Raw genomic sequence first — 15,600 nt, forward strand, 5'->3', positions numbered from 1 at the left:
AAATGTGTTTTATAATAAGTGTTTAGAAATTATATTGCTTTTTAAAGAAAAAGACCCCAATAATATTGAGGTCACCATATATTCTCAACTATTATTGAAACTGATAGTTGAACGTCTGAATAACTTTCATACAGTTATAAAATAAAAAAATGGTGATAACAGGGTGAAGTGCCGCTAAAATACCAAAACGAGATGAAATAGCTGCTGTAAAAAACAAACCAATAACTATTCCAAATAATCCAAAACATCTCCAAATGGTTATTTTAGGTACCTGGGCCAAATAAGCCAGTATCGCCATTAAAATTGGCAGGAAAAAGAAAAATCTCGCGAAGACTGTGTGACTATTCCAATACATCGGGTTTGTGAACAATGCAAGCCCTGCCATCAAGACTTGCGTGGTAATACAGATAGTGAAAATCCAAGCAATGATGATAAAACTTAAGCGCCAAAAATGTACTAACTTTGAAGAATTCAATGATTTTATTCCTCCTCTGGAATTAAATTTTGAGCTTCTGGGTTATCTATCAACATGGAACGGGAGATGTATTCGGAATCCGTTTCTTTCATAAAATATAATTTAGGGGTTTTCGGGATACGTAAACAAGTATGATCATGAAAAATTCTTGTGAAAAGGGTACCTAAAGCTTGATCATTTTCTTGGTATATTACGCTCCAAAACCGTCGTTCTCGTTCTTCCCAAGGCCCCCAACTTTCTTTAGATTGACGGAAATCTCCAGGCAGCAGAGGTTTTGGTTTTAACCCTGCTTCGTAAATTTCACGCATAACGGGATGAAATAATTTAGAAATGTATATACCATAAGCTACATCACCATTTTTTACATAGACATTTTCTAATTTTTCTAAGTTTAAATTCCAAACTTGCTCCCATTGGTCATCAATATATTCTTGAATGTAATGGGTGAGTATTTCAATGGTTCTTCCTTTAGCTGACATAACATCAATCAATTTATTCATTACTGCCACATCCTTGTTAAACTCGATAATAATCAGCTTTCCAGTTTTGAATGGTCTTTTTAATATCATCAGGGTTCATATCATACATCACCGCTTTTTTACACAAACCTGGAAACTCTTCATCATCAGCGAAGCGTAAAGCAATAATTTGAGATATAGTTAAGCGAGAATCGAGTAATTTCCCAGTTAACACGAAAGAACGCAAATTTTCTTCTGAACGAATTGCCCTGTCCTGTATCTTGCAAACAAAAGCTCTAAGGAAAAAAACAGAGATTGTTACAATCAAAGCGAGCGCTAAAAACAAAACAGAAGCAAAGATAGAACCATCGTTTAAAAAAGATAATACTGCATAGATGATGGAACCGATTAAAGTAATGAAACAAAGTGGAACAAGGAAATAGTGAAATCCAGGTACTGACCTAGTGTGATTATCATACGTTTGTGTTTTCAAAAGTTATTCCCTCCTTAACAGGATATCATTGAGTGAATACACATTCATGAAGAAATACTATCCTCCTATCTAATTTATCATTTTAATTGGTATTCAACTGAGTGGGTGCACACTCAGTTGAATGTAAAAAATCAATCAATTTCTTGACAATGAGTGTGCACCCACTCATAATTGTAAGTGTAAATAATGATCGATTTATTGTCAAGGATGGAGAGGGATAAATATTGGGATTGCGTGAAAGAATTGTAGAAGCTGCTGAACAGGTCATTCAAATGAAGGGACTCGCTCGTTCTACAACGAAGGAGATTGCTAGGGTAGCGGAATGTTCAGAGGGCTCTTTGTATAATAATTTTGAAAGTAAGGAGGACGTTTTTCTGCATGTGTTAAGAGGGCAATTAAAAAATTTAATGCAGGTTTTAACTGCTCTTCCAGAGAGAAAAGGGACTAGAACAGTGCAGGAAAACTTAGAAGAGGTTGGGATTGCTGCGCTGGAAGATTTTTATCATTCGATGCCTTTAATGGCATCTATTTTTTCAGACCCGGGTTTATTACTTCGCCATAGAAAGGGATTTATAAGTCGTAATGAAGGTCCTCATAGAGCAAATGAAGCGGTTGAAGCTTATCTGTGTGAAGAGCAATTACTTGGCAGAATGAAAGAGAATATTGATCCAAAAGCTGCAGCTGATATGCTATTGGGAAGTTGTTTTCAGTATGCATTCCAACTTAGATTTATGGATGGAGAACTAGGAGAAGAGAAAAAAAGATTTGTTCATAATATCTTGGATACATTATTTCAAGGATTAGCCGCTAAAAAAGATACCTTGTAATATGAAATTTGTATTCTAAAATACTAAATCAACAACAATAAATTCGCTATTTTGATTTGCGCATTAAATAGAGTGTCTGTTCTTTTTAATTGCATATAAAACCAGTAAAGAAATAATCCATTTTGATCATTCAAAATGGATTATTTTATTTTAGCAGTTAAGAAAGTATAAACTTTCTTACTGCATAAGTGTAGCTAAGGTTGTCATCTAAAGGCTTGGTGACAACCAAGTTTTCTAAAAAGATAAGAAAGTATATAAATAAGAAAGGAAATCTGAAAGGCGCTTTTAAGCAAAGCCATTTTTAATCTGCTAATACTTTCAATCTGTTTCCACATGAAGATTCTTTGAACCAAACATAAATTACCAATCCATGACCTGCCCATCAACCTGTATATATTTCATGCAAAAATTTTAGCTTTTTATACGAACAGCTTTGCAAGTTATCCCTTCTCTTCCCAAAAGCCTCGACTCCTTTACCATAATATAAGTGAAAGGAGATCAATCAAGCAAGGTGAAAAGCCAGTGATTTTAAAAGATATTTTTATTAGAGGAGGGAACGAATCTTGTCTTTATCAGTAGCAATCGTTGTGTCTACAGTAATCATTTGTTTAACCTTTTTTGTTACAGCTATTACTCTAAAAGCTATGAATCAAGATGAATAAACGAATACAGTATGAATTTGAATAATAGAACAATAAGGAGAAGAGATAGAGATGGAAAAGCAGTCTAGAATTCGTTTATTAGATGTTTTACGTGGATTTGCTATTATTGGGACGCTTGGAACAAATATTTGGTTGTTTACTCACCCTGGTGATTCTTTATCTATGTTTATAGGGGGAGACAGTGGGAATTCCATATTTGAAAATCTTCAATCCGTCTTTATTAATGGAAAATTTCTTGGTTTATTAACCATCCTGTTTGGGATCGGATTAGAATTAAAATACCGGAAGACATTACGGAACCAATTACCTTGGCTTCCAGTGTATATATGGACGATGGCCATTTTATTTATGGATGGTCTATTGCACTACCTTTTCGTATTTGATTACGATATATTGATGAGTTACGCCATTACTGGGGTAATTGTGGTATTCATTATCCGATGCAGGGAGAAGGTCATGGCACGATGGATGCGTGTGACGGCTGCTATTCATATGATTGGTGTTTTATTAGTTACCTTATCCATGATCTTCGTGTTGCAAGACCCTGAATTTTTAACGATGATGGGTCATTTGGCGGCAGGGACAGCGGATATTTATATGAATGGTACGTATTTGGAACAAATTCAATATAGAATAATAGGTTTTGGTTCTTTACGAATGGAAGCAATTGCTATTTTATTTATGAATATTTCCCTCTATTTATTTGGTATTCGCCTTATGAGAGCGGGTGCGTTTGCATCAGATGAGAATGGACAACGTATTAGACGGAAATTATTATACTGGGGTGTCGGTGTAGGGTTGCCACTTAATTTACTTGCACTTGTACCTGGAGGTTACTTTGAAATCCCGGTTCGTTATTTGTTTGCACCGGTATTATCAGTTGGCTATATTGGTGTAATTGCTTGGCTTATGGAAGCAGGAGTCTTACGTTGGTTCGTAAAACGGTTTGAAGCTATTGGTCAAACGGCCCTTAGCTGTTACGTTCTTCAAAATATTGTCGCCTCCATTTTATTTTATAGTTGGGGGTTTCGATTGGCTCCAATTACAGGGGCTTTTGGTACATTTATCGCATTTGTTGGAATTACTATTTTGATGATGTTCATATCCGAATTATTTATGAAATTTTTAGGGACAGGCCCTTTAGAATGGGTTTGGCGCTGGTTATCTTTTCGCCCATTCAAAAAATGATGAATCAAATGAAAATAGGATAAGCAAACATTGTCATTATGATTTTATAATGAAGTATTTTAACGGTGTCTGTATGTCTGGAATCAATATTGACAAGCAGTATCGCAATTTAGGAGCAATTTTTTATGCATGAATTTCAGCTTTTCATACATAGAACTTTGCATCTTATCCTATCCCTTCCCGCAGCCCCTGATTTCTTTGCCATAATATAAGTGAAAGGAGATGGTGAGTATGCTGACAATCAATAATGTAACAAAGCATTATGATAAAACGGAAGCGTTAAAAAATATTTCCATGACCATTCCTGGGGGAATCTGCTATGGATTAGTCGGCCCAAATGGGGCAGGAAAATCGACTTTAATTAAAATGATTACATCTATTATCCGCGATTACGAAGGAAAAATTGAATTTAATGAACAACGAATCTCCGACAAAACAAAGCAGAAATTAGGCTATGTGCCACAGGATATTGTTTTAGAGGAAAATATCACAGCATCTGGCAACTTATATCTATTTGGAAGAATATATGGATTAAACGGAAGTAAATTAGCTCAACGGACAAAGGAAGTATTGACACTCATTGGGCTTAGCGAAAGAAGCAAGGATAAAGTATCCACTTTTTCAGGGGGAATGAAACGCAGACTCAATATCGGGTGTGCCCTGATGCATAATCCGGAACTGATTATTATGGATGAACCGACAGTCGGTATTGATCCGCAATCACGACAATATATCTTTCAAATGATTGAAGAACTAAAAACAGCTGGGAAGACTGTTATCTATGCCAGCCATTACATGGAGGAAGTAGAAAGACTCTGTGACAATGTTGCTTTTCTCGATAGAGGGAAAATGGTAGAAAACGGTGTGGTTAGTGAATTGCTTCAACAATATGCGGTTCCTTCCATTTATATCAAAGCAGATCGTATTTCCGCCGAGCAGCTGGAAGCCTATGGCGAAGTTTCACAGGAGAAAAACGCATTCTTCATCTATACAGAAGAAGCTCTTTCAGTAATGGAAAATGTGATTTCCTATTGTAGAGAGAGTGACATCGATATAGAGCGGCTGGAGCTTGTACGGCCACGGTTAGAGGATGTATTTTTCAGGCTGACGGGAAGCAACTTGAGAGATTAATAATAAAGCTGGAGGTGTTCATGATGAATGCTGTTATGATTGTCGAATTAAAAAAGCATGTACAGGATAAAGGGCTTGTGTTTTGGATATTTCTTTTGCCTATTCTATTTACAGTATTATTTATTGCTATTTTTACATCAGGAGTCGACGATGCAACGAGACAGGATGTTATTCAATCCATTGTTCCAGGGTATGTTGTGATGTTTGTTTTTTTTATTATGATTTCGATGGTACAGGTATTTATTAAAGACAGAGATAAAGGAATGACTGCAAGGCTGGCAAGTACTCCTATCAAAAGCTATTCTTATTTACTAGGCAAGTGGCTTCCATTCATGTTTATTGTGTTATTTCAGATTATTGTGTTATTTTTATTTGGAAAGGTCGTTTATAATATTTCATTAGGTGAGCCAATTATTTTATTGGTTTTGTCCTTGTATATCACATTTACAGTGACTGCAATTGGGCTCGCCATGTCACTGACAGTAAACACGGAAAATATGGGAATAGCGATTACACAAATTATTGCTCTTGGTGGAGCGATGCTGAGTGGATTATGGATGCCGCTAGAAATGATGCCGGACTTTATGCAGACCATCGCCCGTTTTCTGCCACAATACTGGGCGCACCAGTCTTTCCAGGATGCCATGGCAGGAACCACGCAAGCTTCGGAGTTATTCCAAACGTTAGGCGTATTATTTGCAATTGGTTTAGCAGCATTTATTATTGCCATTATCCGATACCCGTATTTTCTAAAACGAGCTGTAAACTAGCAGAAGATAGGCAGTGTATTTGGAGGGGTCGGAATGAAAATAAACATTGATATTGATGATAACCACGATGAAACGCAAATCACTATCCAGGCAAAGGAATGGACACAGGAGCTGGAGGATATTGTAAACGTGATTAAAAGAAAAAAACAGCAGCGTTTATTTGGTGTGGATGAAGAGCAGACGGTTCTTCTGGAGCCAAAGGAAATTGATTTTATTCATGCGGAAAAACGAAAAATCTATGCGGTGTCCAAAGATTGGCGTTTTGAAGTGCGAATGAAGCTGTATGAAGTAGAGGAGTTTTTGGTTCCTCATGGTTTTATGCGCTTTTCCAAGTCGGTTATCGGGAATATCCATCGTATTGAAAAATTTGAAGCATCTTTTAATGGAAATTTATGTGTTTATTTTCAGTCTGGCAATAAGGAATATATTACGCGAAAATATGTCAATGCCATTAAGGACAAACTGATGCAGGGAGGGCAGTAATATGATAGTTGAAATGTTAAAACGTTCGACGATGGGTATCGCTTTTGGAGCAATAATAACATTTATTGTCCTCACTATTTTGAAGTTTAATGCCTGGGAGGCTACTGTATCAGAAATTTGGATGCATATGGGAGCAAATATGTTATTAGGCATCTATTTTGGTGTAATTTCGCTTATTTTTGGAGAGAGTGGTAATCATCTTTTAAAAAAGTCCATAATCCACTTTGTTCTTACGTATGGCGTCTTGCTCATTATTGCTGCTGTGGTTGGATGGTTTCCCCTCAGCGGTAGATCGATTTTATTATACAGTTTGATTTTTATCTTGTTGTATATACTGTACTGGGGAGGTTGGTATCTATATTTCAAAAAACAGGAAGAGACGCTAAATAAATATTTGCAAAAAAATAAATAAGTTGGATGATAAGATAAACTTTGGGTATAAGAACCTGTTTTGATAAATATTTTCAAAATAGGTTCTTTTCCATTTCTAATATGTTATCATAGGAATATACGTTCGATATTCATTCATGATAAAAATGGGAGGATAAAAATGAGAGAAACAAGATATAAAAAAGTTTGGAACCTGAATAATTTATTTCCATGCGGAAGCGGACCATCTTCATTTGATAACTATGTAAAACAATTAGAAATGGAAATCACGGAGCTCGAAGAAAAAATAAATCTTTTTGATAATCTTATAGAGATAAATGAATCACTGGGAGTTAAATCTGTCTTAAAACACATAGGAGAAATCTGGAAAAAATTGTCTCAAGCCAACTCTTTTATAACCTGCCTTTCTGCACAAAACACAAAAGATCAGGATGCAGTAGTTCTTAAAGAAATTACCTCCTTCATGAATGCTCATTTTGAATCAGTAATTAATAAATTCCAATATATTATTTTAGAGACAGAAGAAGAACATTGGACAGAAATAATTGAAATAAAGGCTTTAACTGAATATAAATTTATATTGACAGAATGGCGGGAAAAAGGAAAGCTGTTACTCCCGGAGAATGAAGAAAGGCTGATTTCAGATTTGATGATGGATGGCTACCATGCATGGCGACAGTTTTACAATTCTCTAATAGGAAAAATAAAGATTAATATACCATTTGATGAAGAAGTTAGGGAACTGTCTGTGGGTCAAGCCTTTAATTTGCGGTCCCATTCCAATGAGGGCATTCGTAAAGCAGCTCATCATGCTTTAGAGGAATCTTTGCAAAAAGAAGAAGATCTATTTGCACAAATCTTAAATCATATAGCAGGTTTTCGATTACAGGTATATAAAAACAAGAACCTCCCTCATATATTAACAGAATCTTTAATGAAAAATCATTTGAAAGCGGAAACATTAAATGCAATGTGGTCTACTGTAAATAAATATAAACAGCCATTTACCGATTATTTAACAGAAAAAGCAAAAATGTATGGAGATACAAAAATGCAGTCATATAACTTTTGGGCGCCAATTGGTGAGAGTAAGCAAAAGATAACTTATGAGGAAGCAGTGGATTTTATTTTGGAAAGCTTCAACCGGTTTGGAAATGAGTTGGGAAACTTTGCCCGGAACGTATTTGATAGTGGCTGGGTAGAGGCTGAAAACCGTACAAATAAATCAGTTGCTGGATTTTGTGCGAGCTTTCCGCTTACGGGTGAATCAAGAGTTTTTATGACATATGAAGAAGGAATTACAAATGTATTAACTTTGGCACATGAATTGGGTCATGCTTTTCATAACAATGCAATGAAAACAGTGGATGGAATCAATAGACAATATCCATTAAGTATTGCAGAAACTGCTTCCTTTTTTGCAGAACAAATCGTACTGGATGCCGTATTAGAAAAAGCAGAAACGAAAGAAGAAAAATTGTTTTTGCTTGATGAAAAATTAAAACGAAGTGTGATGAATTTTATGAATATCCATTCCAGGTTCCTGTTTGAAAATAATTTTTACGAAGAACGCAAAAAGGGAATGGTTCCAGCAGAACGTTTAAATGAACTTATGCAGGAAGCCTTTGATACAGCTTATGACGGATCATTGGATTCCCCGTCATTGCGTTCCTGGATATGGACACCACATTACTATATTACAACATCGCCATTTTACAATTTTCCATATACTTTCGGATATTTGTTAACACTTAGTTTCTATGCAAAATCAAAAGAAAGCGGAAAAGCATTTGAAAAGGATTATATCGCATTGCTTCGTGATTCAGGAAGTATGTCTACAGAAGATTTAGTCATGAAACATTTGGGAGAGGATATTACTTCAGAAAGTTTTTGGGAGAAGGGGATAAAAATATGTGTGAAGGATGTAGAAGATTTTATGAGCTTGATTTCTTGATAACTACATCGTGTGCTTTATGAATGAAGGCAAATATGATAAACCTAAATATTTTTGAATATGGAGGACAGTGAAATGTTAAAATTATTTCAATATAATTGGCAGGTTCGTGATGATTGGTTTAAGTGGTGTGAAGATATTCCTGAAGAAGAATTATTAAAGGAGCGGGTGGGAGGAGTAGGCAGTATTCTTTATACCCTTTTTCATATTATAGATGTTGAATACAGCTGGATTTTAGAATTAAAAGGTGAATTGCCTCCTGAGGAACCGCCATTTGATTCTTATGCAAGTCTATCAAAAGTAAAGGAATTTTCAAGGCAATGCCGTCGGGAGGTTGAACCTTTTATTACTGCCTGGAACAATGAAATGGAATATCAAATCCTCTCAGAAACGGATTCTGCTGGGAATGCGGTTCTTTTTAAACATGGAGAAGTTATGCGTCATGTCATTGCTCACGAAATACATCATGTTGGTCAGTTATCTGTATGGTCACGAGTATTGGGGAAGAAACCGGTTACTGCAAATTTGATCAGAAGAGGGTTATTTGATAAATAGATTACATTTCAGGTTTATCACGGAGAACCGCCCGTAAAACTTCCGTCTCAAAATAAAGAGCGAAAATAAATTTATTTAGGCGGGAGATAACGGACGCTACCTCCCTGAATCACTTAGGCTAATTCAGTGGGAGAATGAAGGAAGCAGACTAAGTTCGCGACGTCCTGGGACTGGGGCTGGGACTGCGATTACTCGCCCCACCGAAGAGCTTTTGCGATTACTCACCCCATCGTAAAGAGTTGTGCGTCGAAAAAATCCCACTGAATGAAGTTTAGTTTTATTGACGAATGAGTTGAAATAAGAGTCAAAAGTATTTTACAGGTGAATGAAATAATTATTCAAAATAAGGGAGGGTTTTCTAAATGAGCGGTAAATTATTAAGGGTTGGAACTGCTTATATTCCAGTAACAAACGTAGAGCAATCATCTGAATGGTATATAAATAAGTTAGGTGCAGGATTGTCTTATAAAGATGAGGATAAAGCTATATTAAACCTGGCAAATCAAAGTTTTTTTCTGGTGAAATCAGATGAAAATCAAACGTTAAATTTTATAGATGTACATGGAAAAGAGCGCTTTTCTATGACATTTGAAGTAAATGGAGTAGAATCCTTAGAAGCTCTGTATAAAGATTTGATTGCAAATGGGGTTAGAATTGAAGAGTTTGAAAACAGAGGGCATGCAGGAAGGAATTTTGTTTTTTATGATTTAAATGGTAATAAATTTGATGTATGGAGTGAGCTTAGTCCGCAGTTCAAAGAAAAATATTTAGAAGGAAAATAGGAATATACTTACAAGCCCCAATATAGATAATAAATTTTTTGAAAGAGGCTCTTTAAAGTATGATTTATCGCTTTAAGCTGAATCCTGAAAGAATGGAAAAGGAACGTAATCATTAAATTGAAATATCATAAACTGATTTGGGCGGTACCTCTACTTTAAAAAAACAGGAAGAGACATTAAATAAATATTTGCATAAAAATAAGTAGATATGGAGGCTGGAACGCTATTTCTGAATCTGGACTATTCAGAAAAGATATGTTTCAGTCTTTTTTGATGATGACGTATCAAGAAATGATAAAATAAATATAGGAAATACTATCGAAACGAATATATTTATTTTTAAGAAGCTTATCCATGTTAGATGAGTAATCATTCTGATTATGTTATGATAACTGTAAAATACGCTTTGAAGGGAATGATTTTACGTCTATTCCAAATAAAAATGAGAAATATTCGTATGCGGATTATCTGACCTGGGATGAAGAGGAAAGCATTCAATTAATTGATGGAGCTATTTTTAATATCTCGCCTGGTCCTTCACGTAAACACCAGCAAGTATTGCGGGAGCTGTCTACTGCTTTTTCTGTTTTCTTAAAGGGAAAGGAGTGTGAAGTATTTTTTGCTCCCTTTGATGTACGGTTGTTTGGGCAAAATAAGAAGGATAATGAGATAAATAATGTGGTTCAACCTGACTTATCTATTATATGCGATTCCGAAAAATTGGATGATAAAGGATGTAATGGATCTCCAGATATGATTGTCGAAATCCTTTCATCTGCATCTATTAAACTGGACCGTTGGATAAAATATCGCCTTTATGAGGAAGCAGGAGTGAAAGAATACTGGATTGTTGATCCGGTGAATGAATCTGTAGAAATGCATCTGTTGACTGACGGACAATATATATTTAAAGGAGTCTTTACAGAAAGCGATACGATTTCTGTTGAGACACTGTCTAATTTAGTATTAGATTTAGAGCAGATATTTATATAGAGGGAGGATTCAGTAATGTTCCGATGTGCATGGTGTATGAAGAAAATAGGAGAAAATCAGCCATTAACCGCGCTAAATGTGAAGTTTGTTGAAGGAGTAGATTTTAAGGATAAAGAAGGAGAAATCATCCAGGTCTATCTATCATCACGGCGGACAAGTGTACCAATGTTTGTTGCCACTGCTGACTCAGAAGCGAAAAAGCATGGAAAAGACGGTCTGTTTACGGTTTGTGATGAAAAATGTGGTCAGAAAATGAAAAACGCACTTTCTAAAGAAATCAATACTTTCCAGAATATAGATATATAGATGTAAGTGATGCTCTCATAATGATTAAAAATACAGACGGCAATTGTTAAAAAATCGCTAATTTATATTTGAGGGTAATAGACTTAGGGGCAGGACAAAAAGTTCTGTCCCTTGTTTTGCGTGGTAAGAATTCTTTTTGTACTCTTCAATCCTCTTATGATAATATTATCATGGACAAAATAAAAAAGAAGCAGCATTGATGATTGCTTTAACATATTGGATAAGTGTACAATGCCTTATCTATCCATAAATGAGAGGATTGAAATAAAGAAATGACAAATAATTTTTGGCGTGATTTACCACGACCGTTTTTTATATTGGCGCCGATGGAAGATGTGACAGATGTTGTTTTCCGTCATGTTGTAGCTGAAGCAGGCCGCCCGGATGTGTTTTTTACAGAGTTTACAAATACGGAGAGTTATTGTCACCCAGAGGGCATTTATAGTGTGCGCGGACGTTTGACTTTTACCGAGGACGAACAGCCCATGGTTGCCCATATATGGGGAGACAAACCAGATAATTTTCGTGAGATGAGCATTGGAATGGCCGAAATGGGATACAAAGGCATAGATCTTAATATGGGATGCCCTGTGCCGAATGTAGCTTCCAAAGGAAAGGGAAGCGGATTGATTCTTCGTCCGGAAGTAGCAGCGGAAATTATTCAGGCTGCCAAAGCGGGCGGAATCCCTGTCAGTGTGAAAACAAGACTGGGTTATTCCAATATAGATGAATGGCGTGATTGGCTGAAGCATGTGTTTGAGCAGGATATAGCGAATCTTTCCATTCATTTGCGTACGAGAAAAGAAATGAGTAAGGTCGATGCGCATTGGGAATTGATTGGAGAAATCAAGAGGCTCCGTGATGAGATTGCTCCGGATACCATGTTAACCATCAATGGAGATATACCGGATCGGGAAGCAGGCTTGAAGCTTGTTGAAGAATTTGGTGTCGATGGCGTGATGATTGGACGCGGTATTTTTAAAAATCCATTCGCATTTGAAAAAGAGCCGAGAGAGCATAGCAGTCAGGAATTGTTGGATTTGTTACGGTTGCAGCTTGACCTGCATGATAAATATTCGGAACAGGAACCGCGGGCTTTCAAGCCATTACGTCGATTCTTTAAAATTTACGTCCGCGGGTTCCGGGGAGCCAGCGAACTAAGACATCAATTGATGAGTACCGAAACAACAGATGAAGTTCGGGAATTGCTGGATGCGTTTCATTTGGAAACGGAAGATACAGTGACGGAACAGTAAAAGGGGGGCTACGCGATGGCTAATCATCGTATATACACAATGACATTTGCAAGTGTTTATCCTCATTATGTAAACAAAGCAGAGAGGAAAGACCGTACCAAAGAAGAAGTCGACGAGATTATTACTTGGCTGACAGGATACAGTCAGGAAGAATTGGAAGCGCAAATTGAAAAAGAAGTAACCTTTGAGTCCTTCTTTGCGGAAGCCCCACAGATGAACGATTCCCGTGCTCTGATCAAAGGCGTTATTTGCGGTGTGCGTGTAGAAGATATAGAAGAACCACTGATGCAGGAGATTCGTTATTTGGATAAGCTCATTGATGAATTGGCAAAAGGAAAGAAGATGGAGAAGATTTTACGAAAATAATAAGCATAAATGAACACTGATTCTGTATAAAGAGTCAGTGTTTTTAATTTGGGAAAATATGGTATAAATGATGCAGCTAATAGAAAAGAAATTTGCAAAGAAGACTTGATACGTGTTCGCTTAAAATATTATTGCACCGTCCAGATCCTTTGGATACGATGTGTCCAAAGGGTATATTTTTTATAAAGAAATTAATTTAATATCTGTTTTATTTAAAAAATAAAAAGAAAATGCAACTTTATTTCATTTTATTCGTCTCACTTATACAGGAGATGATATGGAGAGGCTTACTTATGTCGAAAATCAATCCATTAGAGATGATAGAGGAAATCTACAATGAACATTATGCCTATTTAAGAAACTTTTTAATAGGACTGACAAAAAGTGATGAGATTGCGGATGAAATTATTCAGGAACTTTTTTCGAAAATTCTGGTTACACCAACGATTGTTTATAAAGTAGATTATATGAAAAGCTGGCTGGCCAGAGGAGCAAAAAATACACTGCTGGATTATTACAAAAAGAAGAAACCAGTATTGCTTCATGATGAAAATGTGATCGAGTCGCTGCTTATTGACCACCGAACACCAGAGAAAGATGTCATCATTAACGAACGTTTGGAAACGGTTCTCGGGAAGTTATCTGATACAGATAAAGCGATTATGCTTGCGAAAGAGTACTATGGATATAATTATCAGGAAATCAGCGAATTGTTAAATCTGCCAATTTCTACATTGAAGTCAAAGTTTTTCCGAATGCGGAAGCAAATGATAAAAAAGGGATGATACTATGGATGACAATGAAAAAATTCACCTATTATCTCAGGAATTAATACCGGTTATCAATGATTTGGATGAGGAACCGAAACAAATTGTATTAGAGCATATCGAAGCATGCGACGAATGTGAAAATTTGTATGCAGAGATGATGGATGTGGATAAAGAAATTCCTGAACACGCATACGACAAAGAGGTTGAAATAAAACCGTTAAAGAAATTAGTACAGTTTAATAAGGGATTGAAACTATTATTGATTGCCGTTCGGGCTATTATTCTGTTTTACGTTACTTATTCCAGTTTTCAATTTTATGATTTGGAATCGCCAGGCGTCGTGCTGCAAAATTTCCAGGGAGGTATTTTACTGTTCTACTTCCCGGCTGCAGTCTTTTTACTGGTATTTACGTTTACCTTTTTTAATAAAAAATGGCTGTGGATTTCTTTAACGGCAGACGCCATTATTATTTTTCTGTTTGGCAACATGTTGCAATTTTTCTTTTAAAACATTGGGGGTATTCATATGTTTAGAATTATAGGGATAGGCATCTTTTTTGGGGTTATCGTATTTCTGTTTACGTTTATTGCATCTAAAAAGAGCGGCAAATATTATATGGCACCAGTCGTCACCTTTCTTATCTTCCTTGTTGTCGTAGCGTATAGCTTAATTGTTGTTGGTGGATTCGAAGGGATGGGGGTAGGATTTTTAGGAGCAGGTTTTCTAGTTGTAAGTATAGTCGGGACCCTCTTTTTACCTTTACTGACCCGTTTGAAGTTTGCGAGAGAATTTACAAGGAAAGATATATGGGCTCTTATTCTTTTACCGCTGCTGTTTTTTTCGGCAATTGGGGCAGGTATTTATTTGGAGGATAACTACTGGGTTATTGATGAGGGAGAAACTACTGTGATAGAAGGAGAGGGAAGCTATTACGAAATTACCACCATTCCTGAAAGGAGAAAGCAAATTACTGTTCATTTAGGAGAAGAACATGCCGGGAAAAATGTGGAAGTAGAAAAAGTGAACAAACGTGGGCCAACAGAAGTTACTGTAAAAATTGTTGATGGGGGAAGTAGGGATGAAAGCGGTTATATTATAATCGGATTGGATCAAATAACAGAGCCCGTAACTGTGCAAACCACAGATGGAGATGTAATTGAACCAAGTATGGAGCAGGAGGAAAATTAGATATTTGTTTTATTCATGACTCAACTATCTCACCTAAAAATAAGCATATATATCTTGCTGTTTCAGAATTATCAAGTTCTTCTTTATTGTGCTTGCTTTTTAGTTAAATCAGCTGTTTTTGAACGAATGATAGTGCATAGCTCCGCTCCAGCCAACCACTCCGCTTTCCGACGTACAACGGTTTTTGATGGGGCGAGTAACCGCAGTCCCAGGACGTACTAGTGCAGACGTTACAACAACTCTTTTCGGTGGGGTGAGTAATCGCAACCCCAGGACGTTGCGTTTTTAGTCTGCCATGGGGACGGCTTCAGCTAACTTGAAAAGAAAAACGCTTTTCAAGTGGATATTCAGCTCGCCCTGTTCCCATAGGAGTCTCTGTGGTTGGCCTCCGCTCTAATGGGATTCTACAGCGCATGAAAGAAATAACATCCTGTTGAGTTGCATGAAATAGTGGCTCTTTCGTTTGATAACACGATTATTACAGTATTTTAAATGGTTGGTTTAGCAGTTCGAATCATGACAGCATAGATAGTTATCATCAGAAATAGCTTT

At 36.4% G+C, this 15,600-nt stretch carries 19 protein-coding genes; 16 read left to right on the plus strand and 3 right to left on the minus strand.

From position 1 onward, the window contains the following. Positions 1-91: 91 nt before the first annotated feature. The 3 genes from BN986_RS08290 to BN986_RS08300 are packed head-to-tail and all read right to left on the minus strand — an operon-like array spanning position 92 to position 1,426. On the minus strand, positions 92-475 hold the full coding sequence (locus tag BN986_RS08290; RefSeq protein WP_040979362.1) for a DUF6220 domain-containing protein: 384 nt from the start codon (positions 473-475) through the stop codon (positions 92-94). 5 nt (positions 476-480) lie between these two features. Further along, positions 481-975 (minus strand): DUF6022 family protein, encoded by a 495-nt coding sequence (locus tag BN986_RS25695; RefSeq protein ID WP_052400706.1) that lies wholly within the window; start codon positions 973-975, stop codon positions 481-483. Positions 976-991: 16 nt separating this feature from the next. Beyond that, a complete protein-coding gene (locus BN986_RS08300; protein WP_040979363.1) occupies positions 992-1,426 on the minus strand; it encodes a DUF6526 family protein in 435 nt (144 codons plus the stop codon). A gap of 224 nt (positions 1,427-1,650) precedes the next feature. Here BN986_RS08300 and BN986_RS08305 point away from each other — a divergent pair, with 224 nt between their 5' ends. The 16 genes from BN986_RS08305 (at position 1,651) to BN986_RS08380 (ending at position 15,048) form a co-directional block, all read left to right on the plus strand. After that, on the plus strand, positions 1,651-2,253 hold the full coding sequence (locus tag BN986_RS08305) for a TetR/AcrR family transcriptional regulator (protein ID WP_040979364.1): 603 nt from the start codon (positions 1,651-1,653) through the stop codon (positions 2,251-2,253). A 713-nt stretch (positions 2,254-2,966) separates the two neighbouring features. Beyond that, complete coding sequence (locus BN986_RS08310) at positions 2,967-4,103, plus strand: DUF418 domain-containing protein (protein ID WP_040979365.1); 1,137 nt, start codon at positions 2,967-2,969, stop codon at positions 4,101-4,103. A gap of 231 nt (positions 4,104-4,334) precedes the next feature. Then, positions 4,335-5,234 (plus strand): ABC transporter ATP-binding protein, encoded by a 900-nt coding sequence (locus BN986_RS08315; RefSeq protein WP_040979366.1) that lies wholly within the window; start codon positions 4,335-4,337, stop codon positions 5,232-5,234. A gap of 20 nt (positions 5,235-5,254) precedes the next feature. Next, positions 5,255-6,004, plus strand: a complete 750-nt coding sequence (locus BN986_RS08320) for an ABC transporter permease (protein WP_244444975.1) — start codon at positions 5,255-5,257, stop codon at positions 6,002-6,004. A 33-nt stretch (positions 6,005-6,037) separates the two neighbouring features. Continuing rightward, complete coding sequence (locus BN986_RS08325; RefSeq protein WP_040979368.1) at positions 6,038-6,487, plus strand: LytTR family DNA-binding domain-containing protein; 450 nt, start codon at positions 6,038-6,040, stop codon at positions 6,485-6,487. A 1-nt stretch (position 6,488) separates the two neighbouring features. Then, positions 6,489-6,899, plus strand: a complete 411-nt coding sequence (locus BN986_RS08330) for a DUF3021 domain-containing protein (RefSeq protein WP_040979369.1) — start codon at positions 6,489-6,491, stop codon at positions 6,897-6,899. A 138-nt stretch (positions 6,900-7,037) separates the two neighbouring features. Then, positions 7,038-8,831, plus strand: a complete 1,794-nt coding sequence (locus BN986_RS08335) for a M3 family oligoendopeptidase (protein WP_040979370.1) — start codon at positions 7,038-7,040, stop codon at positions 8,829-8,831. 75 nt (positions 8,832-8,906) lie between these two features. Then, a complete protein-coding gene (locus BN986_RS08340; protein WP_040979371.1) occupies positions 8,907-9,386 on the plus strand; it encodes a DinB family protein in 480 nt (159 codons plus the stop codon). Between the two features lie 362 nt (positions 9,387-9,748). Continuing rightward, a complete protein-coding gene (locus BN986_RS08345; protein ID WP_040979372.1) occupies positions 9,749-10,168 on the plus strand; it encodes a VOC family protein in 420 nt (139 codons plus the stop codon). A 468-nt stretch (positions 10,169-10,636) separates the two neighbouring features. Further along, positions 10,637-11,161: a Uma2 family endonuclease gene (locus BN986_RS08350; RefSeq protein WP_262362468.1), complete on the plus strand. Its 525-nt coding sequence runs from the start codon at positions 10,637-10,639 to the stop codon at positions 11,159-11,161. A gap of 15 nt (positions 11,162-11,176) precedes the next feature. Next, positions 11,177-11,467: a hypothetical protein gene (locus BN986_RS08355; protein WP_040979374.1), complete on the plus strand. Its 291-nt coding sequence runs from the start codon at positions 11,177-11,179 to the stop codon at positions 11,465-11,467. Between the two features lie 272 nt (positions 11,468-11,739). Continuing rightward, positions 11,740-12,723 carry a tRNA dihydrouridine synthase gene (locus tag BN986_RS08360; RefSeq protein WP_040979375.1) on the plus strand — a complete coding sequence of 328 codons (984 nt, stop codon included), beginning with the start codon at positions 11,740-11,742 and terminating at the stop codon, positions 12,721-12,723. Positions 12,724-12,738: 15 nt separating this feature from the next. Next, positions 12,739-13,089 (plus strand): DUF2200 domain-containing protein, encoded by a 351-nt coding sequence (locus BN986_RS08365; RefSeq protein ID WP_040979376.1) that lies wholly within the window; start codon positions 12,739-12,741, stop codon positions 13,087-13,089. 293 nt (positions 13,090-13,382) lie between these two features. Next, positions 13,383-13,874: an RNA polymerase sigma factor gene (locus BN986_RS08370; RefSeq protein WP_040979377.1), complete on the plus strand. Its 492-nt coding sequence runs from the start codon at positions 13,383-13,385 to the stop codon at positions 13,872-13,874. 4 nt (positions 13,875-13,878) lie between these two features. Next, on the plus strand, positions 13,879-14,367 hold the full coding sequence (locus BN986_RS08375; RefSeq protein WP_040979378.1) for a hypothetical protein: 489 nt from the start codon (positions 13,879-13,881) through the stop codon (positions 14,365-14,367). An 18-nt stretch (positions 14,368-14,385) separates the two neighbouring features. Further along, positions 14,386-15,048 carry a YesK family protein gene (locus BN986_RS08380; RefSeq protein WP_040979379.1) on the plus strand — a complete coding sequence of 221 codons (663 nt, stop codon included), beginning with the start codon at positions 14,386-14,388 and terminating at the stop codon, positions 15,046-15,048. Positions 15,049-15,600: the final 552 nt, after the last annotated feature.

It is taken from the genome of Oceanobacillus jeddahensis (assembly GCF_000750635.1).
Classification (GTDB): domain Bacteria; phylum Bacillota; class Bacilli; order Bacillales; family Amphibacillaceae; genus Oceanobacillus; species Oceanobacillus jeddahense.